We start from the raw sequence: 444 nt of genomic DNA on the forward strand, positions 1-444 counted from the left end.
GGTGGAGGCGGTCCGTGGCCGCGGGCTGTGGGCCGGGGTGGACATCGCCCCTGACCGCGGCACCGGGCGGCAGATCACCGAGCGGCTGATGGACCGCGGGGTCCTGGTGAAGGACACCCACGGGTCGACCATCCGGATCGCTCCCCCGCTGGTGATCAGCAAGGAGGACCTGGACTGGGGGCTCGACCAGCTGCGGGACGTGCTCGCCGACTAGGCCCGGACAGGGGCTGACGGACAGGGGCTAGAGGATCACGTGGGGCAGGAAACGGGCGTACTCGTCGGTGACCGGCCCTGCCGATTCACGGATGCCGAGGCCCGCCGCCTCGTTCTCGACGACCCAGGCGCCGAGCACCACCCGGTTGCCGTCGAAGTCGGGCAACGGGGCCAGCGCCTGGTAGCAGCACGGCTCGTCGGTACGCAGGACGGGCGCGGAGCCCGGCTCGT

At 72.3% G+C, this 444-nt stretch carries 2 protein-coding genes; one reads left to right on the forward strand and one right to left on the reverse strand.

What is annotated here, in order from left to right; all coding sequences use genetic code 11:
• On the forward strand, positions 1-214 hold a 214-nt coding region (locus J0695_RS44555; RefSeq protein ID WP_242553702.1), incomplete at its 5' end, for an aminotransferase class III-fold pyridoxal phosphate-dependent enzyme.
• Positions 215-241: 27 nt separating this feature from the next.
• Here the strand turns inward: J0695_RS44555 and J0695_RS37965 are convergent.
• Positions 242-444: glutathionylspermidine synthase family protein (locus J0695_RS37965; RefSeq protein WP_206969383.1), on the reverse strand; the 203-nt coding region annotated here is incomplete at its 5' end.

The sequence above is a fragment of the Streptomyces beijiangensis genome (genome assembly GCF_017315755.1).
GTDB classification, from domain to species: Bacteria; Actinomycetota; Actinomycetes; order Streptomycetales; family Streptomycetaceae; genus Streptomyces; species Streptomyces beijiangensis.